The sequence below is a fragment of the Salinibacterium hongtaonis genome, assembly GCF_003065485.1.
GTDB lineage: Bacteria > Actinomycetota > Actinomycetes > Actinomycetales > Microbacteriaceae > Homoserinimonas > Homoserinimonas hongtaonis.
This window is the reverse complement of sequence record NZ_CP026951.1, coordinates 1,389,026-1,413,366: the sequence shown is the minus strand read 5'-3', so window position 1 is coordinate 1,413,366 and position 24,341 is coordinate 1,389,026. Positions and strand designations below refer to the sequence as shown.

The 24,341-nt window shown below is 62.9% G+C and carries 23 protein-coding genes; 22 read left to right on the top strand and 1 reads right to left on the bottom strand.

What is annotated here, in order from left to right; translation table 11 throughout:
- Positions 1-64 precede the first annotated feature (64 nt).
- Entirely contained in the window at positions 65-970 is a 906-nt protein-coding gene (locus C2138_RS06845) for a peptidylprolyl isomerase (protein WP_233245431.1), read from the bottom strand.
- Here C2138_RS06845 and C2138_RS06840 point away from each other — a divergent pair.
- The 22 genes from C2138_RS06840 to pyrF all read left to right on the top strand — a co-directional run bounded on the left by C2138_RS06840 (position 969) and on the right by pyrF (position 24,335).
- Positions 969-2,303, top strand: a complete 1,335-nt coding sequence (locus tag C2138_RS06840) for a replication-associated recombination protein A (RefSeq protein ID WP_108516562.1) — start codon at positions 969-971, stop codon at positions 2,301-2,303. The genes C2138_RS06845 and C2138_RS06840 overlap by 2 nt on opposite strands.
- A gap of 178 nt (positions 2,304-2,481) precedes the next feature.
- The gene (gene rpsD, locus C2138_RS06835) at positions 2,482-3,111 is read left to right on the top strand and encodes a 30S ribosomal protein S4 (RefSeq protein WP_108516560.1); all 630 of its coding nucleotides are present in this window, start codon (positions 2,482-2,484) and stop codon (positions 3,109-3,111) included.
- A 171-nt stretch (positions 3,112-3,282) separates the two neighbouring features.
- Positions 3,283-3,510 (top strand): hypothetical protein, encoded by a 228-nt coding sequence (locus C2138_RS06830; protein ID WP_108516558.1) that lies wholly within the window; start codon positions 3,283-3,285, stop codon positions 3,508-3,510.
- A 47-nt stretch (positions 3,511-3,557) separates the two neighbouring features.
- Positions 3,558-6,215: an alanine--tRNA ligase gene (gene alaS / locus C2138_RS06825; RefSeq protein ID WP_108516557.1), complete on the top strand. Its 2,658-nt coding sequence runs from the start codon at positions 3,558-3,560 to the stop codon at positions 6,213-6,215.
- Between the two features lie 2 nt (positions 6,216-6,217).
- Complete coding sequence (gene ruvX, locus C2138_RS06820) at positions 6,218-6,679, top strand: Holliday junction resolvase RuvX (protein ID WP_108516555.1); 462 nt, start codon at positions 6,218-6,220, stop codon at positions 6,677-6,679.
- The gene (mltG, locus tag C2138_RS06815) at positions 6,679-7,926 is read left to right on the top strand and encodes an endolytic transglycosylase MltG (RefSeq protein ID WP_108516553.1); all 1,248 of its coding nucleotides are present in this window, start codon (positions 6,679-6,681) and stop codon (positions 7,924-7,926) included. Before ruvX ends, mltG begins: the two co-directional genes overlap by 1 nt.
- Positions 7,919-8,767 (top strand): shikimate dehydrogenase, encoded by an 849-nt coding sequence (locus tag C2138_RS06810; RefSeq protein ID WP_108516551.1) that lies wholly within the window; start codon positions 7,919-7,921, stop codon positions 8,765-8,767. Before mltG ends, C2138_RS06810 begins: the two co-directional genes overlap by 8 nt.
- Before the next feature lie 42 nt (positions 8,768-8,809).
- A complete protein-coding gene (gene aroC, locus C2138_RS06805) occupies positions 8,810-10,021 on the top strand; it encodes a chorismate synthase (protein WP_108516549.1) in 1,212 nt (403 codons plus the stop codon).
- A complete protein-coding gene (locus C2138_RS06800; protein WP_108516547.1) occupies positions 10,021-10,584 on the top strand; it encodes a shikimate kinase in 564 nt (187 codons plus the stop codon). Before aroC ends, C2138_RS06800 begins: the two co-directional genes overlap by 1 nt.
- Positions 10,581-11,654 carry a 3-dehydroquinate synthase gene (gene aroB / locus C2138_RS06795; RefSeq protein WP_108516545.1) on the top strand — a complete coding sequence of 358 codons (1,074 nt, stop codon included), beginning with the start codon at positions 10,581-10,583 and terminating at the stop codon, positions 11,652-11,654. Before C2138_RS06800 ends, aroB begins: the two co-directional genes overlap by 4 nt.
- A 123-nt stretch (positions 11,655-11,777) precedes the next feature.
- A complete protein-coding gene (gene efp, locus C2138_RS06790; protein WP_108516543.1) occupies positions 11,778-12,341 on the top strand; it encodes an elongation factor P in 564 nt (187 codons plus the stop codon).
- Positions 12,341-12,754 (top strand): transcription antitermination factor NusB, encoded by a 414-nt coding sequence (gene nusB, locus C2138_RS06785; protein WP_108516541.1) that lies wholly within the window; start codon positions 12,341-12,343, stop codon positions 12,752-12,754. Before efp ends, nusB begins: the two co-directional genes overlap by 1 nt.
- Before the next feature lie 58 nt (positions 12,755-12,812).
- Positions 12,813-13,619: an ABC transporter ATP-binding protein gene (locus tag C2138_RS06780; RefSeq protein WP_199220399.1), complete on the top strand. Its 807-nt coding sequence runs from the start codon at positions 12,813-12,815 to the stop codon at positions 13,617-13,619.
- A gap of 34 nt (positions 13,620-13,653) precedes the next feature.
- Positions 13,654-14,679 (top strand): aliphatic sulfonate ABC transporter substrate-binding protein, encoded by a 1,026-nt coding sequence (locus C2138_RS06775; RefSeq protein ID WP_108516539.1) that lies wholly within the window; start codon positions 13,654-13,656, stop codon positions 14,677-14,679.
- A 122-nt stretch (positions 14,680-14,801) separates the two neighbouring features.
- On the top strand, positions 14,802-15,584 hold the full coding sequence (locus tag C2138_RS06770) for an ABC transporter permease (protein WP_108518903.1): 783 nt from the start codon (positions 14,802-14,804) through the stop codon (positions 15,582-15,584).
- Between the two features lie 89 nt (positions 15,585-15,673).
- On the top strand, positions 15,674-16,225 hold the full coding sequence (gene pyrR, locus C2138_RS06765) for a bifunctional pyr operon transcriptional regulator/uracil phosphoribosyltransferase PyrR (RefSeq protein ID WP_108516538.1): 552 nt from the start codon (positions 15,674-15,676) through the stop codon (positions 16,223-16,225).
- Positions 16,222-17,175 (top strand): aspartate carbamoyltransferase catalytic subunit, encoded by a 954-nt coding sequence (locus tag C2138_RS06760; protein WP_108516536.1) that lies wholly within the window; start codon positions 16,222-16,224, stop codon positions 17,173-17,175. The genes pyrR and C2138_RS06760 overlap by 4 nt, the downstream gene beginning before the upstream one ends.
- Complete coding sequence (locus C2138_RS06755; RefSeq protein WP_108516535.1) at positions 17,172-18,503, top strand: dihydroorotase; 1,332 nt, start codon at positions 17,172-17,174, stop codon at positions 18,501-18,503. Before C2138_RS06760 ends, C2138_RS06755 begins: the two co-directional genes overlap by 4 nt.
- Positions 18,496-19,032 (top strand): PH-like domain-containing protein, encoded by a 537-nt coding sequence (locus C2138_RS06750; protein WP_108516533.1) that lies wholly within the window; start codon positions 18,496-18,498, stop codon positions 19,030-19,032. Before C2138_RS06755 ends, C2138_RS06750 begins: the two co-directional genes overlap by 8 nt.
- Entirely contained in the window at positions 19,032-20,177 is a 1,146-nt protein-coding gene (carA, locus tag C2138_RS06745) for a glutamine-hydrolyzing carbamoyl-phosphate synthase small subunit (RefSeq protein ID WP_108516532.1), read from the top strand. Before C2138_RS06750 ends, carA begins: the two co-directional genes overlap by 1 nt.
- Positions 20,177-23,482 (top strand): carbamoyl-phosphate synthase large subunit, encoded by a 3,306-nt coding sequence (gene carB / locus C2138_RS06740; RefSeq protein ID WP_108516530.1) that lies wholly within the window; start codon positions 20,177-20,179, stop codon positions 23,480-23,482. The genes carA and carB overlap by 1 nt, the downstream gene beginning before the upstream one ends.
- Positions 23,472-24,335 (top strand): orotidine-5'-phosphate decarboxylase, encoded by an 864-nt coding sequence (pyrF, locus tag C2138_RS06735; protein WP_241961205.1) that lies wholly within the window; start codon positions 23,472-23,474, stop codon positions 24,333-24,335. Before carB ends, pyrF begins: the two co-directional genes overlap by 11 nt.
- Positions 24,336-24,341 lie beyond the last annotated feature (6 nt).

Below are 24,341 nucleotides of genomic sequence, written 5' to 3'. Positions count from 1 at the left end.
GCTACCAGAGTGGCCACTGTGGACCGACCGGCCCCTAGCTTATTGCACTGCCGTGCGCAGAGCGTCAGTTGAGGGTCAGGCCCGTAATAGTAGTGGGAATAACCGGGGAGCCGTCAGTCTCGGCGCTGCCGGGGACAACACCGGCATCCGTGATGGCCGCACGCAGCGCATCGAGCCCACCAGTGACCTTTCCGAGCACCGTATACCCGCCCGCAGCGTCGGAGGGGATAGTCGTGTCGTCGTAAACGATAAAGAACTGGCGACCATTGCTGAATGCATCTCCGCCAACGCGGGCCATCGCAAGTGTGCCAGCGGGGTAGAAGTCGTCAGCCGGAGCGTTCTCGATGGGGCCGAAACTGAAGCTCGTGTCGGTGGACCCCTGCCCGTCGGCAGAGCCGCACTGAAGCACGAAGAATCCACCGTTCGTAAGCCGGTGGCAGGTCTTTCCGACGAAGTAGCCATCCTCAGTGCCCTGGATGAAGGCCGAAACTGCCTGGGGAGCGGCAGCACCGTCTAGCTCGATGTCGAGCGCAACGTCATTGAGAGTGAGCTGGCCTGTCCAGGTGCGGCCTTCGGCCAGATCGGGAGAGGGGACATCGCCAACGTTCTTTCCCTCCACGGGAGCAGAGGACGACGGTGAAGGAGATGGCGCCGCGTCTGGGGAAGATGCTCCAGGGCCGAAGGAGAAGAACGCGACCTGCGCGGCCACTGCGATTGCCACCACCACGGCCCCAGCAATTACGGCGATGACGTTGTCTCGCTTGCGCCGAGAGACGGTGTTCTCGTGCACCGTCTGGCGGGCGTTGTAAACCCTAAGACGCTCGCGTGCAGCTCGTGCTTCTTTTTCGCTACCCCTGCTGGTTGCCACTTGTCCTCCGACGCGGTCGATTGCCCCCAAAACCATAGCCGACAGCAGCCACGTTGCCGCGCGCGGCGCGGTGACAGTGGCTCCGCCTACGATTGCATGCATGACTGTCCAGCCTGGCCTGCGCTCCGGCGCCACTCCGCTGGCCGTGCGTATGCGCCCCCGCAGCCTTGATGAGGTTGCCGGCCAGAAGCACCTTCTCACCCCCGGCTCGCCCCTGGTGAGCCTCGCTTCGGCCGACATTACCGAGCAGCGCGCCGTTTCCCTTATTTTGTGGGGCCCGCCGGGAACCGGCAAGACAACTCTGGCCCAGGCGATCGCACATAGCTCCGGCAGACGTTTCGTCGAGCTTTCGGCGGTGACCGCTGGTGTCAAGGATGTGAGAGAGGTCATGGAGTCCGCTCTGTCGCAGCGCGATCTCTATGGCAACTCCACCGTGCTCTTTCTCGACGAGATCCACCGCTTCACCAAAGCGCAGCAGGACGCTCTATTGCCCGGCGTCGAAAACGGCTGGGTTATTCTCGTGGCCGCGACGACGGAAAACCCCTCGTTCTCCGTGATCTCACCATTGCTTTCGAGGTCCTTGCTGCTCACGCTCGAACAACTGAGCGACGATGACCTCGGCGTGCTTGTGGATCGGGCGGTCACCGACCCCCGCGGCCTGGCCGGCAAGTTTGCGCTCGACCCCGAAGCGCGGGCCGCCATCATCCGCCTCGCCTCCGGTGACGCCAGGCGAGCGCTCACGGCGCTTGAGGCGGCTGCAGGCTCGGCGGAGGCGACGCCGGGGGAGGGCGAGGCGGTGCCGCTGATCACCGCGGACATCGTCGCGGTCGCTGTAGACCGAGCGCTTCTGCGGTATGACCGCAATGGTGACGAGCATTACGACGTGATCAGTGCGTTCATCAAGTCGATCAGGGGCTCGGATCCCGATGCAGCCCTGCACTACTTGGCGCGAATGATCGAGGCGGGCGAGGATCCGCGGTTCATTGCACGGAGGATCATCGTCCACGCGGCAGAAGATATTGGCATGGCGGACCCCCAGGCTTTGGTCATCGCAACCTCGGCTGCCTCAGCCGTCCAGCTCATCGGCATGCCAGAGGGACGCATCCCGCTCGCAGAAGCGGTGATCTACCTGGCGACGGCGCCGAAGTCTCCCGGTGTGATCCGCGGAATCGACGCGGCGATCTCCGATGTGCGGGCTGGCAACTTCGGACGGGTGCCCAAGCCTCTCCGGGACGCACACTATGCGGGGGCTAAGAAGCTCGGTCACGGCAAGGGCTACCGTTACCCGCACGATTCTGACCTCGGCGTCGTGGCCCAGGAGTACCTGCCGAAGGAACTCCGGGGGCGTCGCTATTACGTGCCCACCGATCACGGCAATGAGAGGGATGTCTCGACACGGTTGGAGAAGCTGCTGCGGATCATCCGCGGCAAGTGATAAGATCGCTGTTGCCTACAGTGGGTTTTCGTGCACGGCTGCCTCGATACCCGAACTGAAGGGGCGTAGTTCTTTAGCCGAACGGTCCCGTGGCACCATCCCTCTTCTAATCTTCGCGGCACAACTGTGTGCGCGAATACCTGTTGAAGACCGATGACGTCAGTATCGAAAGGAAACCGTGTCTACCAAGTCACGTACTCGTAGCAAGACCAGGCTCTCCCGTGCACTGGGCATTCCGCTTACCCCGAAGGCCGCTAAGGGCTTCGAGAAGCGCCCCTATGCTCCCGGTGAGCACGGCCGCACCAAGCGCAAGACCGACAGCGACTACGCCGTTCGTCTTCGCGAGAAGCAGCGCCTACGCGCCCAGTACGGCATCCGCGAGAAGCAGCTTCGCATCGCGTTCAACGAGGCGCGTCGTGCCGATGGCCTGACCGGTGAAAACCTGGTCGAGCTGCTCGAGATGCGTCTTGACGCTGTTCTCGTTCGCGCGGCGATCGCCCGTACCACCGCTCAGGCTCGCCAGATGATCGTGCACCGTCACATCATTGTCGACGGCCAGCGCGTTGACCGCCCGTCGTTCCGCGTCAAGCCAGGCCAGCTCGTTGGTGTTCACCAGCGCAGCGAGGGCATGGAGCCCTTCCAGGTTGCAGCAGCCGGCGGTCACGTCGACCTTCTGCCGAAGACGCCTGCTTACCTCGAGGTCGAGCTCGACAAGCTTCAGGTTCGCCTTGTGCGCCGCCCGAAGCGTGCCGAGGTTCCGGTCACGTGTGAAGTTCAGCTCGTCGTGGAGTACTACGCCGCGCGCTAGTACCATCACAGCTCAAGCGGGTCACCTTTGGTGGCCCGCTTTTGCGTTGCCGCGAGGTGCTTCGACGTTCTCATGGTGAGCGCTAGGCTCGCAGCCGGTAAGCTCGGACGGATGATTCGGTTGGCGCATAGGGGCAACCGAGCTACGACGACAACCTCTAGGGAGCCAGTCATGAAGAACCTCGTGATGCTCATCGTCGGAGTCGGTATCGGCTTCGTCGCAGCCCACCAGATTAATAAGACGCCTGAAGGGCGCCGCTTCTTCGAAGAGGTCGACAGCCGCGTCGGCGAGTTCACGGGGGCAGTCGTAGACGGCTATCGCACGCGTGAAGCCGAGCTCCGCGCCGCAGTTGCCGAGGCCGAAGAGACCATCGCAGACCTCAAGCGCGCGCAGAGCTAACTCGCCGCTTTCGCATCACCATTCCTACTCACTGATCACGGGACCACATGCACACCGCTGAAATTCGTCAACGCTGGCTCGACTTTTTTGCAGAGCGGGGGCACACCGTAGTTCCGTCGGCGTCGCTCGTGAGCGACGACCCGACGCTCATGTTCACGGTTGCGGGAATGGTTCCCTTCATCCCGTACATGTCTGGTCTCATCCCCGCGCCGTACCCCCGTGCGACGAGTGTGCAGAAGTGCATTCGCACGCTCGATATCGAAGAGGTCGGCAAGACCACGCGGCACGGCACGTTCTTTCAGATGGCCGGCAACTTCTCCTTTGGTGACTACTTCAAGGAGCAGGCGATCGCCTATGCCTGGGAGCTGCTGACCACGTCGGAGGCCGATGGCGGGTATGGCTTCGACGAGCGTGACCTCTGGGTCACCGTCTACGAGGACGACGACGAAGCGATTGAGATGTGGAAGCGCATCGCTGGCCTACCCGACAGGCGCATCCAGCGTCTGGGTAAGGCCGACAACTACTGGCACACGGGCCAGGCTGGCCCCGGCGGTCCCTGCTCCGAAATTTACTTCGACCGTGGGCCGGAGTTCGGAGCCGAGGGTGGTCCGGCCGTCGACGACAGCCGGTATCTCGAAATCTGGAACCTCGTGTTCATGCAGTATCTGCTCGACGACGTGAAGAGCAAGACAGACTTCACGGTGGTTCGCGAACTGCCGAAGAAGAACATCGACACGGGGCTTGGAGTTGAGCGCGTCGCGTTCCTTAAGCAGGGCGTCGCGAACATGTACGAGACCGATCAGGTCCGCCCGGTTCTCGATCTCGCAGCGCAGCTTTCCGGTCGTCGCTACGGGGCCAACCACGACGACGACGTGCGTATGCGCGTGGTTGCCGACCATGTGCGCTCGGCTCTGATGCTGATGGCGGATGGCGTAACGCCGTCCAACGAGGGTGGCGGCTATGTGCTTCGCCGCTTGCTCCGCAGGAGTGTTCGCTCCATGCGGTTGCTGGGCGTCGACGCCCCCACTTTCACCGAGCTGTTCCCCGCCTCGCGCGACGCCATGAAGGCGGCGTATCCCGAGGTAGAGACTAATTACGACCGCATTGCCAGACTCGCTTACGCCGAGGAAGAGAACTTTCTGGGCACGCTCGCCAGCGGCACCAGCATCCTCGATCTCGCGGTCGCAAAGACGAAGCAGGCCGGCACCCGTCAGCTGCCCGGAGACACGGCGTTCCTGCTGCATGACACGTTCGGGTTCCCGATCGACCTCACACTCGAAATGGCGGAGGAAGCCGGCCTTACGGTCGATCGCTCCGCTTTCGATTCGCTCATGCTCGAGCAGCGCACGAAGGCGAAAGCCGACGCCAAGGCAAAGAAGACCGCGCTGGCCGACCTGTCGGTCTACAGCGACTTTCGCGCCAAGGGCGAGACGGTCTTCACGGGCTATGAGTACCTGCAGACCGAGACAAAGGTTCTCGGAATCATCGTCGACGGAAAGTCGGTGACGCGCGCCACTACGGGTCAAACGGCAGAGGTCATCCTCGCTGAGACGTCGCTATATGCAGAGTCTGGTGGGCAAGAAGCCGATGCCGGGACGATCATCGGAAAGGGCTTCGAACTCGAGGTTCTCGACGTTCAGAAGCCCGTGAAGGGCCTCATTAGCCATCGAGTTGTTGTGCGTTCGGGAGAGGTCGGCGTCGATGACGCTGCCACCACCGTCGTTGACCCTGAATGGCGCCGCGACGCGACTCAGGCCCACTCCGCTACCCACCTCATTCACGCGGCACTTCGGCAGGTCCTCGGCCCGGATGCTCACCAGTCCGGCTCCTACAACAAGGCTGGCTATATGCGCCTTGACTTCAACTGGAATCAGGCGCTCTCTCCTGAGACGCGATCCGAGATCGAAGAGATTGCCAACTCCGCTATTCGCCGCAATCTCGAGGTTGAAACCCGGGTCATGACGCTGGATGAGGCTAAGGACCTCGGCGCTATGGCTCTGTTTGGCGAGAAGTATGGCGAAACCGTGCGCGTCGTTGACATCGGCGGCCCGTGGTCTCGCGAACTGTGTGCCGGAACTCACGTTGCTTCCAGCTCTGAGATCGGGCTCATCAACCTGGTCAGTGAATCGTCCGTGGGGTCGACAAATCGCCGCATCGAGTCTCTCGTGGGCATCGACGCCTTCCGCGACCTCACCACGGAAAGGGCGATCGTTTCGCAGCTCACAACCAACCTCAAGACTCCTCGTGAGCAGTTGCCTGACCGGATCGCCGAATTGCTCGCCTCACTCAAGGCAGCGGAGAAGCGCATTGCCGAGTTCGAGTCTGCGGCACTTGCCCAGCGGATTCCGCAGCTCGTGGAGGCGGCTCGCACGGCAAACGGCGTAACGATCGTGCGGGAAGAGGTGGGAAGCCTTCGGTCTGCGGATGACCTTCGCAGCCTGGTGACGAGCGTTCGAGGCCGTCTGGGTTCGGCGCCCGCTGTTGTGGCCCTCGCCGCAGAGGTCAACGGAAAGCCCTCGGTGATCGTCGCAGTCAACGAGGCCGCGCGCGAGCGGGGCGTCAAGGCCGGACCTTTGGCCAAGACCGCCGCAGGAGTCCTCGGTGGCGGTGGCGGTGGCAAGGACGACATCGCACAGGGAGGCGGAACGGATGTTCTCGCCCTCTCGGCTGCGCTCGACGCCGTCGTGGCAGGACTCCGACTCTGACGATGAGGAGCGGGGTAAGGCTCGGCATCGATGTGGGTCGTGCGCGCATCGGAATCGCACGATCCGACCTGCACGGCATGCTTGCGACTCCGATCGAGACGGTAAAGCGGGGCGAGGGTGATGTCGCTCGGATTCTCAGCATCGCGTCAGAGATCGACGCTGTGGAGTTCGTGGTCGGGCTGCCGCTCTCGCTCTCGGGTGCGAGTACTCCCTCCACTGATGACGCTCGAGAGTTCGCCATGGTTCTGGCGCGCTCCGGAATGCCAACCCGCCTCGTCGATGAGCGGCTGTCGACGGTGTCGGCCCAGCAGGCTCTTCGCGCCAACGGCCGCACGACGAAGAATTCGCGTTCCGTAGTTGACCAGGTGGCCGCCGTTATAATTTTGCAACATGCCCTAGACTCCGAGCGGTCCTCGGGAAACGCCCCTGGATCGCTCGTCGTCCCGGACGAAGGAACTGCTTAATGGCGCAAGATCACGATGGCTGGGAAGCTTTGTTGACGTCACCGTCGGCTCCGAACAATTCTTCGGGTGACCGCTTCGGCGAATCGACTGAATCGACCCCGCGCACCCGTCGTGAAGCCAAAGCTGCGGGCCCCGCAGATGCATCCGGGCCTTCTCGTCCACCTCGCCGCCGCAAATGGCTGGGCTGGCTAATCGCCGTCGTGGTCATTCTCGGGCTGGGTGCAGGGTCAGTAGGTTTTGTGTGGCTGAACTTTGAAGATCAGGTTCGCAAGGTCATGGGCTGGGAGATTCCGCCCGAGGACTACACCGGAGCGGGAACGGGCGAAACCAGCATTGTCATCAAGGATGGCGACAACGGCGAGGACATCACACGTTCGCTGCTCGAGGCTGGCGTGATCAAGAGTTTCGACGCGTTCTACGCTTTGCTCCTGAAGGAGAACCCTTCGTTCTATCCCGGTAACTATGTTCTCGCCGAGAAGATGAGTGCACGCGCTGCGCTGGACGCCCTGCTCGATCCCGCAAGCAGGGTCGAGTTGACCGCTCTCGTGGTCGAGGGCAAGTCTTCGTGGGATATCTATGAGACGCTCAGCGCCGCTACCGAAATCCCCGTGGCCGATTTTGAGGCTGCCGCAGCGGATCTTGCATCGTTCGGGCTGCCCCCAGAGGCAACGTCCCTCGAGGGCTACCTGTTTCCTGCTCGGTACACGTTCCAGCCCGGAATGGATGCCCATTCCGTGCTTCAAACAATGGTCGATCGGATGCGCGCGTCCCTCGCCGCCGCTGGAGTCGCTCCCGCGGACGAGCACAGGGTGCTCACCATCGCGTCGCTTATTCAGCGCGAGGCTGGCAGCAGCCTCGAGGACTTTGCCAAGGTGTCTAGGGTGATTCAGAATCGCATCGACACCGGCATGAAACTCCAGTTCGATTCGACGGCGCACTATGGCTGGCAGTGGGCACATGGCGAGCGCGAAGAGAGCAGCGTCTTCAGCACAAGCGCAGAGCTCAAGGACGATAACCCCTACAACACCTACGTTCACACGGGATTGCCGCCGGGGCCCATCGGTGCACCGGGTGACGACGCCATCGCTGCGGCCCTGAACCCCGCACCGGGTGACTGGGTGTACTTCGTCACCGTGAACCTCGACACGGGAGAGACCGTGTTCAGCGTTACCGGAGACCAGCACAATGCCGCCGTGAAGCAGCTGCAGAACTGGTGCAAGACCACGAAGAGCCCTAACTGTGGGTAGTTCCCCTGCGCTTGCTGTGCTCGGGAGCCCGATTGCTCATTCTCGCTCGCCACTCTTGCACGCGGCCGCATACCGGCGCCTAGGCCTGGATTGGAGCTATCAGGCCATCGAGATGACGGGGGAGCGCCTACCGGCCTTTCTTGACAGCAGAGGTCCAGAGTGGCGGGGACTCTCGCTTACGATGCCGGTCAAGCACGATGTTGTCCCGTTGCTTGATGAGCAGCACGACACCGTGCGGCTCACGGGAGTCTGCAACACTCTGCTGTTCGACGACGGCGTTCGACGCGGATTCAACACCGATATTCACGGCATTGTGATGGCCTTCAAAGAGGCCGGAGTGTCGTCCATGAGCTCGGTCGAGGTCATCGGCGGGGGCGCTACCGCGTCGTCCGCCATCGTGGCAGCGGCTCAGATGGGTGCGGTTCGCGTGCGCGTCTCCGTTCGCAACCCGCAGAAGAGTCGTCATTTGCTCGACCTTGCGCCTCGTCTGGGAATCGACATGTCCCTCGAGTCGCTGGGCAGCCCGCTGGAGAGCGCGCCGGATGCCGTGATCAGCACCATTCCGAACGGTGCTGATGCGGGCCTTGCGGTGGCCCGCGAGCTTCGACGGGCTTCGGTTCTGTTCGACGTTGCCTATGAGCCGTGGCCGACATCACTCGCCCAGAGCTGGCTCGAGGCCGGAGGCCGCGTGATTTCTGGTTTCGAGATGCTCCTGCATCAGGCGGTAATGCAGGTGCGCGTGTTCACCTCGGGGGAGCCCGACACCGTGTTGCCCGACGAGGACGCCGTGATTGCGGACATGCGGGCTGCCGTCGGCATGGGCGCCGGCGCAGCTTCTTAGCACGGGCGCGGAGCATCCTGCTGCTGTGGGAAGATCGTAGGCATGCTTCGTTGGTTGACCGCTGGAGAATCTCACGGCCCCGAACTTGTGGCAATCCTTGAGGGATTGCCCGCCGGTGTGCCTGTTTCGCTCGACGACATTCGTGCTGACCTCGCGCGCCGCAAGCTCGGCTATGGTCGCGGCGCACGGATGAAGTTCGAAGAAGACGTACTCACCATCTCGGGTGGAGTCCGTTTCGGAGAGACGATGGGAAGCCCCATCGCTCTGCGGGTCGGAAACACGGAATGGCCGCGCTGGGTAGATGTGATGAGCGCCTCTCCCGTTGACCCCACCACGCTTCCCAAGGGCCGGGGAGCGCCCCTGACGCGCCCGCGTCCTGGCCATGCCGACCTCGTCGGAATGCAGAAGTACGACTTTGCTGAGGCCCGCAATGTGCTTGAGCGCGCGAGCGCCCGCGAGACCGCAGCGCGCGTTGCGCTTGGTGCTATCGCCCGCAAGTTTCTCGCGGAGCTCGGGGTGGAACTCGTCAGTCACACGCTGTCGATCGGCACCGTGCGGGTACCAGAGGGCAGCGCTCTGCCAGCAGCTGGCGATGTCGCCACGCTGGATTCCGACCCCCTGCGGTGTTTCGACAAGTCCACGTCGGACCTGATGGTTGCCGAGGTTGACCGTGCCCATGACGACGGGGACACGCTCGGCGGCGTAGTCGAGGTTTTGGCCTACGGGCTTCCGCCGGGGCTCGGCTCATACGTTCATTGGGACCGCCGCATCGATTCGCAGCTCGCAGGCGCGCTGATGGGCATTCAGGCGATCAAGGGCGTCGAGGTCGGAGACGGATTTCTCACGACGACGCGGCGGGGTTCCGAGGCGCACGACGAGCTTTTTCAGACCGACGCTGGCATTACGCGGTCAAGCGATCGCGCCGGCGGAACCGAGGGCGGCATGACCACGGGCACTGTTCTCCGGGTCCGCGCTGGCATGAAGCCCATTGCGACAGTTCCCCACGCTCTGCGCACGGTGGATGTGGAGAAGGGTGGTCCTGCTGAAGCGCACCACCAGCGCTCTGACGTGTGCGCGGTGCCCGCAGCAGGCGTTGTGGCCGAAGCGATGGTGGCCCTTGTGCTGGCTAACTCGATGCTGGAGAAGTTCGGAGGCGATTCGGTCACCGAGACGCGCCGCAACCTCGATTCCTATGTGTCGTCTATTCCCGGATCGCTGTCGACCACGTCAGCATCCGATCCTTCGCTCGCCTAATGGCGGGGGAGGAGGCGCGCCCCGTCGTCATTTTCATCGGTGCGCCGGGTTCGGGCAAGACCAAGATCGGCAGAAGAGTTGCCAAACTCCTCGGCGTGACGTTCGTCGATTCCGACAAGCGCATAGTCGCTGAGCACGGGGACATCGCCGACATTTTCACGCAGCACGGCGAGCCCTATTTTCGGGAGCTTGAGCGAGCGACGATAAGCGAAGCGCTTCGTGAGCGAGTAGTTCTTTCTGTGGGTGGGGGTGCCGTCATGCATCCAGAAACTCGGGCCGAGTTCGCCCAGCATCGAATTGTGCAGCTCACGGTCTCTGCAGAGGCAGTCGAGAGCCGGATCACCGGAGGAAAACGCCCTCTCCTCTCCTCGGGGCTCGACGCCTGGCGCACACTGGTAGACAAGCGAAGCAGTGTCTACAACGAGCTGGCGACGCGATCATGGGATACGTCGAGCCGCCCGATCGACTCGATCGCCGCAGATATCGCCGAATGGGTCGCTGACGAGGCCGACATCCCGCTCGCGGCACAGCGCACAACGACAGACGGGAACGAAGCACGATGAGCATCACGACGATCACGGTGAGCGGCACCGAGCCTTACGATGTGCTCGTCGGGCGAGACATTCTGGGCACGCTGCCCTCTGTTATCGGGCCGGATGCGCGCAAGGTTCTGATCGTGCATCCTCCGACTCTCGCTGCCCGAGCGGCCGAGCTTCGTGAGAACCTACTCGACACCTATGAGGTCGTCCTCGCAGAGATCCCGGATGCCGAGGCTGGCAAGCGGGTGGAGGTCGCCGCATTCTGCTGGCAGGTTCTGGGCCAGTCTGATTTCACGCGATCGGATGTTGTCGTCGGCTTCGGCGGCGGCGCCGTCACCGACCTCGCCGGTTTCGTTGCGGCAACGTGGTTGCGCGGAGTTCGTCTCGTGCAGATCCCCTCAACCCTCCTGGGCATGGTCGACGCAGCCATAGGCGGCAAGACCGGTATCAATACGAACGAGGGCAAGAACCTTGTCGGCTGCTTTTATGCCCCGGCCGGTGTCATCGTTGATCTCGACGTTCTCACGGGTCTCAGCAAGATGGAGATCCTCGCTGGGTTCGGCGAGGTCGTGAAGTACGGCTTCATCGCGGAGCCCGAGATCCTCGACATCATCGAGCGCGATGTAGAGCGGGCTACCGACCCGTCGACGGAGGAGTTCCGCCGGCTCGTGGAGCTATCGATCGGCATCAAGGCTCGCGTGGTGGGGGATGACTTCACTGAGCAGGGACAGCGCGAGATTCTGAATTACGGGCACACCCTGGGCCACGCCGTGGAATATGCAGAGCGCTTTCAATGGCGTCACGGCGCGGCTGTCGCGATCGGCATGATGTTTGCCGCCGAGCTTGCCCGGCTGAGTGGGCGCCTCTCCGATGATGTCGTTGACCGTCATCGCTCAATTCTCGAGTCGTTACAGTTGCCGACCACCTACCCTGCGGGGCGGTGGAACACCCTGATCAGCGTGATGAAGCGCGATAAAAAGGCTCGCGGGGAGCTGCTTCGGTTCATCATTCTTGACGATGTCGGTCGCCCGACCGTGCTCGCCGGCCCGGACCAAAGCCTGCTCTTCGCCGCATATCAGGAGATTGGTTCGTAGCTGCCCGAGGCGGCATTGGGCTTCACGGTGTCGAGGCAGTAAACTTGCCCTCCGGCGCACTCGCCCGCATTTTCTCCGGCAGCTCTAAGCCGGTGTCACCCCGATTGAACGGATTCTCGCCTCATGGCATCAACTGCTGACATCAAGAACGGCGTCGTTATCAAGATCGACGGCCAGCTCTGGACTGTTATCGACTTCCAGCACGTCAAGCCCGGCAAGGGTGGCGCATTCGTGCGCACGAAGATGAAGAACGTCGTCACTGGCAAGACCGTCGACAAGACCTACAACGCTGGCACCAAGATCGAGACCGAGAACGTTGATCGCCGCGACTTCACCTACCTGTACAAGGACGGCGAGTCGTTCGTGTTCATGGATTCAACGGACTACGACCAGATCAACGTTCCCGAGTCCGTCGTCGGCGATGCTCAGAACTTCATGCTCGAGAACCAGCCCGTCACCATTGCGCTCAACAACGGCAACCCGCTGTACATCGACCTGCCAGCATCCGTCGTGCTCGAGATCACCTACACGGAGCCTGGCCTCCAGGGTGACCGCTCTACCGGTGGAACCAAGCCCGCGACGGTAGAAACCGGGTACGAGATCCAGGTGCCCCTGTTCCTTGAGACGGGAACCCGCGTCAAGGTCGACACCCGCACGGGCGACTACCTGGGCCGCGTCAACGACTAGTGAGCGCTCGCACTAAAGCGCGCAAGCGCGCTCTCGACATTCTCTATGGCGCAGATCTCCGTGAGATCTCGCTCAACAGCGCAATTGCGGCGGAATCCGAACGCGCCTCCCACGAACCCGCCCGCCAAGAGTCGTGGCGCTATGCGCTCCAGATCGTCACAGGAATCACCGAGCATGGCGATGAGATCGATGAACTCATCGAGACCTACGCCCAGGGCTGGACGATCGACCGCATGCCCGTGCTCGATCGTGCTCTCGTGCGCATCGGAATCTGGGAGATCATGTTCAACGATGAGGTGCCAGACGCCGTGGCGATTTCGGAGGCGGTGAAGCTCGCAGAAGAGCTGAGCACCGACGATTCCGCTGGTTTTGTCAACGGACTTCTCGGCAGGATTGCCCAGCTCCGCGCTTAGATTTCGTTCCGTTACGCACTGTTTGATCGCGCGTCCGTCGCAGCACTACGTTCATGAGGTGACTTTGATCGCCTCTGCACCTACCGCCACGACGGGCGCGCTTTCTGTTTCCCTCTCAGGGGTCGGACGAGTGTTTGACGACCGCGTTGTCCTGCGGGATGTCGACCTGGATATTGCCGCCGGTGAGGTCATCGCTCTCGTCGGCGCATCCGGCTGCGGCAAGTCCACTCTCCTTCGGCAGGTTTCGGGACTAGACCGCCCGAGCTCCGGCAGCATCACCATTGCGGGCACAGCGGTTACGGGAATCGATCTGCGCTGTTCCGTGGGATTTCAGGAACCTCGGCTGCTGCCGTGGCGCACTCTCGCTCACAACGTCTCCCTCGGTCTGCCACGCGGTACCGAGCGGGAGGAGGGCCGGGCGCGAGTGGCAGAGCTGCTGCGCCTCGTCGGGCTCTCCGATTCGGCCGCCCTTCGCCCTCGGCAGGTGTCCGGGGGAATGGCTCAGCGCGCCTCGCTCGCCCGTGCGCTCGCCCGCAAGCCCGGCGTTCTCGTGCTCGACGAGCCGTTCGGTGCTCTCGACGCCCTAACCCGACTGCAAATGCAGGATCTGCTCCTCGATATCCACACGGTCGAACCGACCACGATTCTTCTCGTCACTCACGATGTCGACGAGGCACTCTATTTGGCCGACCGGGTGGTGTTAATCGGCACGCATCCGGATGCTCCTCGTAACAGCGGAGCGGGCATCCGCAGCATCATTCAGGTTCCGGGGGAGCGCCCTCGCGACCGCGGAGATGCGACCCTCGCCCAGCTGCGCGCTGATCTTCTCAGCGGCCTCGGCGTTCACACTCATCACCACGCATAACTCCCTTTTCATCCATAATCGCAAGGATCACAGCATGAGACTCGCACCAACCCTTTCTGCAGTTGCTCTGGCCGCCGCCAGCGTGCTCGTTCTTTCTGGCTGTGTTGCCGGGGAGGGTTCTGCCATAAACGCCGAGCCGACGGCCGAGGACTGGAGCACGAGCACCCTCAATATCGACTTCGCTACGTATAACCCGCTGAGCCTGATCATCAAGGAGCAGGGCTGGCTCGAAGAGGAACTCGATGGTGTCACCGTGAACTGGTTGCAGTCCGCCGGTTCAAACAAGGCAAACGAGGCACTTCGCGCCGGGGCTGTCGACGTGGGATCCACTGCCGGTTCTGCCGCTCTTCTTGCTCGGTCGAATGGGTCTCCCATCCAGGTGATCAGCATCTACTCGCAGCCCGAGTGGGCCGCCATCGTTGTTCCCGATGGTTCGGCTATCTCCGATGTCACCGACCTCCGCGGCAAGAAGATCGCCGCGACCAAGGGAACCGACCCCTACTTCTTCCTTCTCCAGGCTCTTGAGGAGGCGGGTGTTGGCCTCGACGAGGTCACGATCGAGAACCTCCAGCACGCTGACGGCGCCGCCGCTCTCGCCGCAGGAGCGGTTGACGCATGGTCCGGCCTTGACCCGATCATGGCCACGTCTGAGGTTCAATCGAACACCAAGCTGATCTACCGCAACATCGACTTCAACACGTATGGCTTTCTCAACGCGACGGAAGACTTCATCACGAACCACGCGGATGTTGCCCAGGTCGTCGTCAACGCCTACGAGAAGGCCCGCGAGTGGGCGACGGCGAACCCCGATGACGCCGCCGCGATTCTTGCCGAGGTCGCAGGAATTGATGTCGCCATCGCTGAGAAGGTTCTCATCGAGCGCACAAACTTCGATGTTGGAGCGCCCGGCAAGCGTCAGCGAGACGTGCTCGCGATCGTCGGCCCCATCTTCGTCGAGTCTGGGGACGTGACGTCACAGGACACGATTGACGCTGCGCTCGATTCAATCTTCAACGACACCTTCTTCGCGAAGGCCGACGCATCGGCGATCGGAAACTAGTGAATCCTCGGCAGTCCCCGACGGCAGCCCCCGCACTCCAGAACAGTGCGGGGGCTCCCGCCACGCTCCATCAGTATTCATCCGGCTACGGTTACTCCGCCGCCGGAAATCAAGCGAACGCTCTGCCGCCCGCTCCCGAAACGGGCCGACGACGCGGCAAGAGTCTCTATGTAGCGGCAGGCTTCGTTCTCCCCGTCTTTCTCCTTGTCGCATGGTTCACGGTTTCGGCACTAGAACTCGTCCCTGCATTCAAACTGCCGTCCCCGGAATCCGTCTGGACTGCGGCAACGCAGCTGTTTGCCGACGGCAGCTTGGTCAAGCACATCGCAATCTCAACCCAGCGCGTGCTCATCGGCTTCGCCGTTGGAGCCGTGGTTGGGCTCGTCCTCGGTGCCGCAGTCGGACTCTCGCGATGGGCCAGCGCCTTTCTTGCACCCACAATCGGTGCCTTCAGAGCCGTTCCTTCGCTCGCCTGGGTACCACTCTTGGTTCTCTACGTGGGCATCAGCGAAGACTCCAAGGTTGCCCTCATTGCTATCGGCGCTCTCTTTCCGGTCTATACGACGGTGGCTGGCGCTCTTCGCCACGTCGACCCGCAGCTGGTCGAGTTGGGTCAGGCGTATGGCCTTGGCCGGCTTAGCCTGCTTGCCCAGGTGCAACTTCCCGCAGTTGTGCCGAGCATCGTCTCAGGACTCCGCCTCGCCCTCGCGCAGGCATGGCTCTTCCTGGTCGCCGCTGAGCTCATTGCGTCGTCGATGGGTCTCGGGTTCCTGCTTGTCGACTCGCAGAACAACGGCCGCGTTGACCGCATGTTCCTCACGATCATCCTTCTGGGCATCATCGGCAAGACAACGGATGCGCTCATCGGGCTACTTGAGAAGTACCTGCTTAAGCGTTGGGGCTAGTCCGCGCGTCGGGCTCATCGTGACGCGGTAAGCTAGACGAATCAGACATCCTTTAAGAGCCGTCCAGTGAGGCGGGGAAGGAGGTCAGAATGCCGGAACGCGTAGTTCTGCAGCAGGCTGACATCGCGCGTGCCCTCACGCGCATCTCCCACGAGATTCTCGAATCCAACAGGGGAGCAGACGGTCTCGTCATCCTCGGGATTCCCACGAGGGGCGTGATTCTCGCACAGCGCATCGCCGCTCTCGTCAGCGAGATCTCGGGTACCCCCGTCGAGGCAGGTGCCCTCGACGTCACGATGTACCGTGACGATCTCTCGCGCGGTCGCGTTCGCACCCCAGCGCCCACCCATATTCCTGCGGGCGGAGTCGACGGTCGCGTAGTCGTTCTTGTCGATGACGTTCTCTACTCGGGGCGCACTATCCGGGCTGCGCTCGATGCCCTCGGTGACATCGGCCGCCCCCGCGTCGTTCGTCTCGCGGCCCTGGTCGATCGAGGCCACCGCGAGCTGCCGATCAGGCCAGACTTCGTTGGCAAGAACCTGCCATCGTCACAGCTGGAGCGCATCAACGTTCGCCTGCACGAGGCCGACGGCCAAGAGTTCGTCAGCATTGATGGCCAGGCGGACGAGGCGACCCGATGAGGCACTTACTGAGCACCCGCGACCTGACCCGTGATGCCGCGGTCAACATCCTTGATGTCGCAGAGGATATGGCGGAGGTCTCAACCCGCGAGGTCAAGAAGCTTCCGGCGCTGAGAAGCAAGACGGTCGTCAATCTCTTTTTCGAAGACTCGACGCGCACCCGTATCTCGTTTGAGGCTGCCGCCAAACGACTCAGCGCCGACGTGATCAACTTCTCGGCCAAGGGTTCAAGTGTGTCGAAGGGCGAGAGCCTCAAAGACACGGCACAGACTCTTGCTGCAATCGGTGCGGACGCTGTCGTCGTGCGTCACGGCGCCTCCGGTGCACCGCAGACACTCGCAACCAGCGGTTGGATCGACGCCGGAATCGTGAACGCAGGTGACGGAACGCACGAGCATCCCACCCAGGCGCTTCTCGACGCTTTTACGATCCGACGCCGGCTTCACGGCGCAGCATCCCGGGGCCGTGACCTTGATGGTGTCACGGTCACGATCGTCGGCGACGTGCTGCACTCACGGGTGGCCCGGTCGAACGTGTGGCTTCTGACGACACTGGGCGCACAGGTCAGGCTCGTTGCCCCTCCGACTCTTCTGCCGGTCGGCGTTAGCTCGTGGCCGGCCACGGTGAGCTACGACCTTGACTCGTCACTTGAGCAGGCTACCGACGTGGTCATGATGCTCCGGGTGCAGTCCGAGCGCATGCATGCGGCGTTTTTTCCCAACGCTAGGGAGTATTCCCGGTGGTGGGGGCTCGACGACGCGCGGCTCGCTCAGTTGGGCGAGGGTAGCATTGTCATGCACCCTGGCCCGATGAATCGCGGATTCGAAATTTCGTCGGGCGCAGCGGATTCAAAGGCGTCTACCGTGCTCGAGCAGGTGTCGAATGGTGTTTCTGTGAGGATGGCTGTGCTGTACCTCTTGCTTTCAGGCGAACGGGAGGGTCTGGCATGAATGAGTCGTTGATTGTGCGCGGTGCTGCGCTGGTGGATGGAAGCCGAACAGACCTGCTGGTCCGCGACGGCGTCATCGTTGAGATGGGCCACGCACTCAGTGCTTCTGGTGCAACGGTGATCGACGCCGACGGGCTGCTCGCGCTCCCGGGGCTCGTCGACCTTCATACGCACCTGCGGGAGCCCGGCTTCGAGCAGAGCGAGACGGTGCTTACGGGGTCACAGGCGGCTGCTGCCGGTGGGTTCACCGCCGTGCACGCTATGGCCAACACATCGCCGGTCGCCGACACCGCGGGAGTAGTCGAGCAGGTCGCGTCTCTGGGCGATGCCGCTGGCTACGCCACCGTGCGTCCCGTCGGGGCGGTCACTGTGGGCTTGCGCGGAGAAAGTCTCGCCGAGATTCGCGCCATGGCATCGAGTCGCGCCGCAGTTCGAGTCTTCAGCGACGACGGCAAATGCGTTTCTGATGCACTTCTCATGCGTCGGGCGCTTGAGTACGTCAAGGCATTCGACGGAGTCATTGCCCAACATGCTCAGGAGCCGCGCCTGACCGAGGGCGCCCAGATGAACGAGGGCGTCGTCTCTGGGGAACTCGGCCTGGCAGGATGGCCCGCCGTAGCAGAAGAGGCCATTATCGCCCGCGACGTGTTGCTGGCAGAGCATGTCGGGTCCCGCGTGCACATCTGCCACCTCTCGACTGCAGGTTCCGTCGAGGTTGTGCGCTGGGCAAAGTCCCGGGGAATTGCCGTGACAGCCGAGGTGACGCCTCACCACCTTCTACTCGATGAGGAACTCGTGCGCAGCTACGACGCCCGCTACAAGGTGAACCCGCCTCTGCGCCGGGCAGAAGACGTTATGGCGCTCCGCGCCGGACTGGCCGACGGCACGATCGACATCGTCGCAACCGACCACGCCCCGCATCCGGTCGAAGACAAGGATTGTGAATGGGGTGCCGCAGCATTCGGCATGGTTGGTCTTGAAACGGCGCTGTCCGTCGTGCAGGCGTCGACAGTCGAGACCGGGCATCTGGCCTGGACCGATGTCGCGAGGGTTCTCTCGTCGGCACCGGCCGCGATCGGTCGGCTCGGCGGATACGCACGGGGCGTCGTAGTCGGCGCTCCGGCGAACATCACTCTCTATGACACGGCGGCCCGCTCGGTGTTCAGCACGCCGGATCTCCGCGGCAAGAGCACCAACTCCCCGTATCTCGGCCGAGAGCTCCCCGGCCGGGTCGTCACCACGATCCACAACGGATATGCCACTGTGCTCGACGGCGCGCTCGTCGACCCCGAAACAGTGGCGAGAGCGGCAGGAGCGCACCGTGGATAAGAATGTCCTTCTCTGGGTCGTCGTGGCCTTCCTCGTTGTTCTTCTCATCCTTATGTATCTCGGTTGGCAGGCGAGGCGACGACGACAGGCGTCACTTCCCGCGACTCGACCAGTTCCGGCCACTGTCGGTGACGAGTTCTTTAGAGCGAGCGCTTTCTATGTCGCCACGACTCTCGCAGGAGAGCCCCTCAACCGAGTCGCGGTTAACGGGCTCGGCTTTAGGGCGCGCGCCGAGATCATCGTTGCCAGCGAGGGGATCGTGCTCGCCATCCCGGGCCAACCGCAGACATGGCTGCCGGCGAACGATCTGCGGGGCGTCGACCGCGCGACCTGGACGATCGACCGTGTCGTCGAACGCGACGGCCTAGTGCTTGTTGCGTGGGACCTCGTGGGCGACGACTCTCGCGTTTCGGTCGACTCGTACCTGAGGTTCGATAGAGCCGCAGAAGTAACCACATTCTCCGAAGCCGTAACCCGGCTTCTTCATAACTCAGCATCACACTCGTCCACCCAGGGAGGACTCGCCTAGTGGCAATCTCAGAACCCGCCGTTCTTGTACTCGAAGACGGCAGCCGTTTCACCGGTAATGCCTATGGGGCCATCGGTCGCACGTTCGGCGAAGCCGTATTCGCAACCGGCATGACCGGCTACCAAGAGACCCTCACAGACCCGTCGTATGCGGGTCAGATCGTCGTTATGACGGCGCCCCACATCGGCAACACCGGTGTCAACGGCGAAGACACCGAATCATCCCGCATCTGGGTATCGGGCTTCGTCGTGCGAGACCCCTCTCGCGTCGTCTCCAATTACCGGGCGACCGGCAGCCTCGATGACCAGCTCGTCGAAGAGGGCATCGTCGGAATCAGCGGGATTGACACTCGTGCCATCACCCGCCGCCTGCGCGATGCTGGTGCCATGAGGGCCGGAATCTTCTCAGGGGCAGACGCTGCCCTCAGCGACGACGAGCAGCTGGCGGCGGTGCGTGCAGGGGCAGAGATGTCGGGACAAAACCTCTCCGGCAGCGTCTCGACAACCGAGCCGTACACGATTAAGGCAGAAGGCGAGCGCATTGGCTCAGTCGCTGTCCTCGATCTTGGCGTGAAGTCTTCGACCCTTCGATACCTTTCGGCCCGTGGCTTCGATGTGCATGTGATGCCCCAGACGGTGACTCTCGACGAGCTTCTCGCGCTCAACCCGAGCGCCGTGTTCTATTCGAACGGCCCCGGCGACCCCGGCGCATCTGATCACCACGTCGAGCTGCTCCAGGGAGTGCTCCGCAACAACCTTCCGTTCTTCGGAATCTGCTTCGGCAATCAGTTGCTCGGTCGTGCCCTCGGCTACGGCACCTACAAGCTCTCATTTGGCCACCGTGGCATTAACCAGCCCGTTGTCGATCGCGGCACGGGCCGCGTCGAGATCACCTCGCACAATCACGGATTCGCGGTGGATGCTCCCATCGGCGAACCGAGCGAGTCACCCGCCGGATTCGGTCGGGTCGAGGTGAGCCACGTCAACCTCAACGACAACGTCGTCGAGGGCCTTCGCGCTCTCGATATCCCCGCGTTCTCGGTGCAGTACCACCCCGAGGCGGCCGCTGGCCCGCACGACGCAAACTACCTCTTCGACCGATTCCGCGACATGGTGCTCGACCACCAGAAGAAGGACGCCAAGTAATGCCCAAGCGCGACGACATCAAGTCAGTCCTCGTCATCGGCTCCGGCCCGATCGTCATCGGTCAGGCCTGTGAGTTCGACTACTCGGGCACCCAGGCCTGCCGCGTTCTCCGGGAGGAGGGCGTGCGCGTGATTCTTATCAATTCCAACCCGGCCACGATCATGACCGACCCGGACTTCGCCGACGCCACCTACGTCGAGCCGATTACGTGGGAAGTTATCGAGTCCATCATCCAGAAGGAGAAGCCCGACGCCATCCTTCCCACACTCGGTGGCCAGACGGCCCTCAACGCTGCCATTGAGCTGCACGAGCACGGCATCCTCGAAAAGTATGGCGTCGAACTCATCGGAGCTAACTTCGAAGCGATCAACAAGGGCGAAGACCGCCAGATCTTCAAGGAGCTCGTGCTCGAGTGCGGCGCAGATGTTGCCCGCTCGCATATCGCCCACACCGTAGAAGAGGCGATCGACTTCGCTGAGGATCTCGGCTACCCGCTCGTTATCCGCCCGTCATTCACGATGGGTGGCCTCGGCTCAGGCTTCGCCTATAACCGCGAAGAGCTTGTGCGCATGGTGAGCGACGGCCTGCACCAGAGCCCGACGACCGAGGTGCTGCTTGAGGAGTCCATCCTCGGCTGGAAAGAGTACGAGCTCGAGCTCATGCGCGACACCTCGGACAACACCGTCGTGGTGTGTTCGATCGAAAACGTCGACCCGGTCGGTGTGCACACGGGAGACTCGATCACGGTTGCCCCGGCGCTGACCCTCACCGACGTCGAGTTCCAGAACCTGCGCAACATCGGCATCGACATCATTCGCGCCGTCGGTGTCGACACGGGCGGATGCAACATCCAGTTCGCCATCGACCCCGCGACGGGCCGAGTGATCGTCATCGAGATGAACCCCCGCGTATCGCGTTCAAGCGCGCTTGCGTCGAAGGCAACCGGATTCCCGATCGCCAAAATCGCCGCGAAGCTCGCGATTGGTTACCGTCTCGACGAGATCCCCAATGACATCACCAAGGTCACCCCGGCGAGCTTTGAGCCAACGCTCGACTATGTCGTCGTCAAGGTTCCTCGCTTCGGATTCGAGAAGTTCCCCGCCGCCGATACGACGCTGACGACAACGATGAAATCCGTCGGCGAGGCGATGGCTATTGGGCGCAACTACGCGACCGCCCTGCAGAAGGCTCTGCGTTCGCTCGAAAAGCGCGGATCGTCGTTCCACTGGAATGGTGATGCCCGCTCCAAGGACGAGCTCCTCGCCGTGGCAGCCGTTCCGACGGATGGTCGCATCATCACGGTGCAGCAGGCTCTTGTCGCCGGCGCCACGAGCGAAGAGGTTTTCGCCGCGACGGGGATCGACCCCTGGTTCATTGACCAGATCATTCTCATCAACGAGGTGGCGGCGGATGTCGCCGACGCAGCAGAACTCGACGCGCGCGTTCTTCGGCACGCCAAGGAGCACGGGTTCAGCGACGCCCAGGTGGCGCAGTTGCGTGGGTTGCCCGAGGCTGAGGTTCGCGAGCTGCGTTATGCGCTCGGCGTTCGCCCCGTCTTCAAGACGGTCGACACGTGCGCGGGGGAGTTCCCGGCCCTGACGCCGTACCACTACTCCAGCTACGAGCAGGAGACCGAGGTTGTGCCGAGTGACCGCCGCAAGGTGATCATTCTCGGCTCGGGACCGAACCGCATCGGCCAGGGAATCGAGTTCGACTACTCCTGCGTGCACGCGTCCTTCGCCCTCTCGGACGCCGGTTTCGAGACCATCATGGTCAACTGCAACCCCGAGACCGTGTCTACCGACTATGACACCTCCGATCGCCTCTACTTCGAGCCGCTGACGCTTGAGGATGTGCTGGAGATCATCCACGCCGAGAGCGCGAGCGGCGAACTCGTTGGCGTTGTCGTGCAGCTCGGCGGCCAAACCGCTCTGGGTCTCGCCAAGGGCCTCAAAGAGGCCGGTGTGCCCATCCTCGGCACGTCGCCAGAGTCGATCGACCTGGCCGAAGAGCGTGGTCTGTTCCAGGGCATCCTCGACGCCGCCGGTCTTGTTGCCCCGCGCAACGGCACTGCGATCGACATTGCCGGCGCGGTAAGCGTCGCGGAATCGATCGGTTTTCCCGTGCTCGTTCGCCCCTCGTTCGTGCTGGGCGGTCGCGGCATGGAGATCGTTTACGACACCCCATCGCTGGAGAACTACTTCGAACGCATGGAGGGCCAGGTTGTTATCGCGGATGGTTACCCCCTCCTCGTCGACCGCTTTCTCGATGACGCCGTCGAAATCGACATTGACGCGCTTTACGACGGCGAGCAGCTTTATGTCGGCGGAGTCATGGAGCACATCGAGGAGGCCGGAATTCATTCGGGCGACTCGAGCTGCACGCTCCCGCCCGTAACGCTGGGTCGGGAGCAGATTGCTCGAGTCAAAGAGGCGACTCTTGCGATCGCCGAGGGTATCGGCGTTCGTGGCCTGCTCAACGTGCAGTTCGCGATCGGCGCTGGAGTGCTCTATGTGCTCGAGGCTAACCCGCGCGCATCGCGTACGGTTCCCTTCGTCGCCAAGGCGACGGGCACCCAGATTGCCAAGGCTGCCGCCCGCATCATGGTGGGCACGACAATCGCCGAGCTCATCGCCGAGGGAATGCTGCCAGAGCACGACGGGGCAGTCGTTCCCATGGACTCGCCGGTTGCGGTCAAGGAGGCCGTCCTCCCGTTCAAGCGGTTCCGCACCAAGGAGGGTCGCATCGTCGACTCGGTATTGGGCCCGGAGATGCGGTCCACGGGCGAGGTCATGGGCTTCGACTCGAACTTCCCCAAGGCGTTTGCCAAGAGCCAGGTAGCCGCGTCCGTGCGCCTGCCTCACACGGGAACCGTGTTCGTCTCGGTCGCCGACCGCGACAAGCGTGCGATCGTGCTCCCCGTTGTGCGTCTGCAGCAGCTGGGCTTCACGATCTTGGCAACGTTGGGAACCGCCGAGATCCTCAGCCGCAACGGCATTACGGCTGAAATCGTGCGCAAGTACGACCAGGGCGGGGCCGCCGACGGCGAAGAGCCAACGATCGTCGATCTGATCAACGACCAGAAGGTCGACATCGTCATCAACACCCCGAGTGGGCGCAGTGCTCGGGCTGACGGCTACGAGATTCGCGCGGCAGCAGTGGCTGCTGATCTGCCGCTCTACACGACGATCGCCCAGGTTGGCGCAGCCGTTGCCTCCATTGAGTCGATGCGCGAAGGGTTCGACGTCAAGTCGCTCCAGGTGCATGCGGCGGAGCGTGCAGAGCGGCTCGCGCTTGTCAACTAGATTCGGAACCCGCCTCGAGGATGCCGTTGAGCGCACAGGTCGCCTGTGCGTGGGAATTGACCCGCACCCGTACCTGCTCTCATCGTGGGGGCTTTCTGATACCGCGGAGGGCATCCGGGACTTTTCGTTCCGGGTGCTCGACGCGGCGCAGGGTGCTGCGGGAATCATCAAGCCCCAGGTTGCCTTCTTCGAACGTCACGGCTCGGCGGGGTACGCCGTGCTCGAAGATCTTCTGGCAGCGGCTCGATCAGCGGGCATTCTCGTGATTGCGGATGCGAAGCGCGGGGATGTTGGCACGAGCGTAGAGGCTTACGGCCAGGCCTGGCTTACGCCGGGCAGCCCGCTCGAGGCTGATGCGATGACCGTGAGCGCGTTTCAGGGTGTCGGTTCGCTCGACGCCGTGCTCGCTCTCGCCGAGTCGAGCGGAAAGGGCGTTTTTGTTCTTGCCGCGACCTCGAATCCCGAATCCGCACTCATCCAGCAGGCAAAGACCTCCGCCGGCACGACCGTGTCTTCTCAGATCATCGGCGAGCTGGGGGCGTGGAATACGACCCAGCAGACGGCTCCTGATCAGTGGGGTTCTGCAGGCGTGGTTCTCGGCGCGACCGTTGCGCTTGGAGATTATGGGGTCAGCCCACGCGACCTAGAGAACATGCCAATTCTCGCTCCAGGGTTTGGCCACCAGGGGGCTCAGCTTTCCGACCTTCGTGCCCTGTTCGGTGACGCATCCCGCTCCGTTCTCGTGAGCGCATCCCGCAGCATCCTCTCGGCCGGACCCGACGGGGTCGCTGGCGCTATCGCCGCGCACTCCGAGGAGATACGGGCGGCGGCATCGAAAGCATCCGGTGCCTAGGATGGC

Coding starts and splice junctions, on each gene's coding strand:
- C2138_RS06840 (WP_108516562.1), top strand. CDS start 969: ATGACTGTCCAGCCTGGCCTGCGCTCCGGCGCCACTCCGCTGGCCGTG.
- C2138_RS06845 (WP_233245431.1), bottom strand. CDS start 970: ATGCATGCAATCGTAGGCGGAGCCACTGTCACCGCGCCGCGCGCGGCA.
- C2138_RS06830 (WP_108516558.1), top strand. CDS start 3,283: ATGAAGAACCTCGTGATGCTCATCGTCGGAGTCGGTATCGGCTTCGTC.
- alaS (WP_108516557.1), top strand. CDS start 3,558: ATGCACACCGCTGAAATTCGTCAACGCTGGCTCGACTTTTTTGCAGAG.
- ruvX (WP_108516555.1), top strand. CDS start 6,218: ATGAGGAGCGGGGTAAGGCTCGGCATCGATGTGGGTCGTGCGCGCATC.
- mltG (WP_108516553.1), top strand. CDS start 6,679: ATGGCGCAAGATCACGATGGCTGGGAAGCTTTGTTGACGTCACCGTCG.
- aroC (WP_108516549.1), top strand. CDS start 8,810: ATGCTTCGTTGGTTGACCGCTGGAGAATCTCACGGCCCCGAACTTGTG.
- C2138_RS06800 (WP_108516547.1), top strand. CDS start 10,021: ATGGCGGGGGAGGAGGCGCGCCCCGTCGTCATTTTCATCGGTGCGCCG.
- aroB (WP_108516545.1), top strand. CDS start 10,581: ATGAGCATCACGACGATCACGGTGAGCGGCACCGAGCCTTACGATGTG.
- efp (WP_108516543.1), top strand. CDS start 11,778: ATGGCATCAACTGCTGACATCAAGAACGGCGTCGTTATCAAGATCGAC.
- C2138_RS06775 (WP_108516539.1), top strand. CDS start 13,654: ATGAGACTCGCACCAACCCTTTCTGCAGTTGCTCTGGCCGCCGCCAGC.
- pyrR (WP_108516538.1), top strand. CDS start 15,674: ATGCCGGAACGCGTAGTTCTGCAGCAGGCTGACATCGCGCGTGCCCTC.
- C2138_RS06760 (WP_108516536.1), top strand. CDS start 16,222: ATGAGGCACTTACTGAGCACCCGCGACCTGACCCGTGATGCCGCGGTC.
- C2138_RS06755 (WP_108516535.1), top strand. CDS start 17,172: ATGAATGAGTCGTTGATTGTGCGCGGTGCTGCGCTGGTGGATGGAAGC.
- carB (WP_108516530.1), top strand. CDS start 20,177: ATGCCCAAGCGCGACGACATCAAGTCAGTCCTCGTCATCGGCTCCGGC.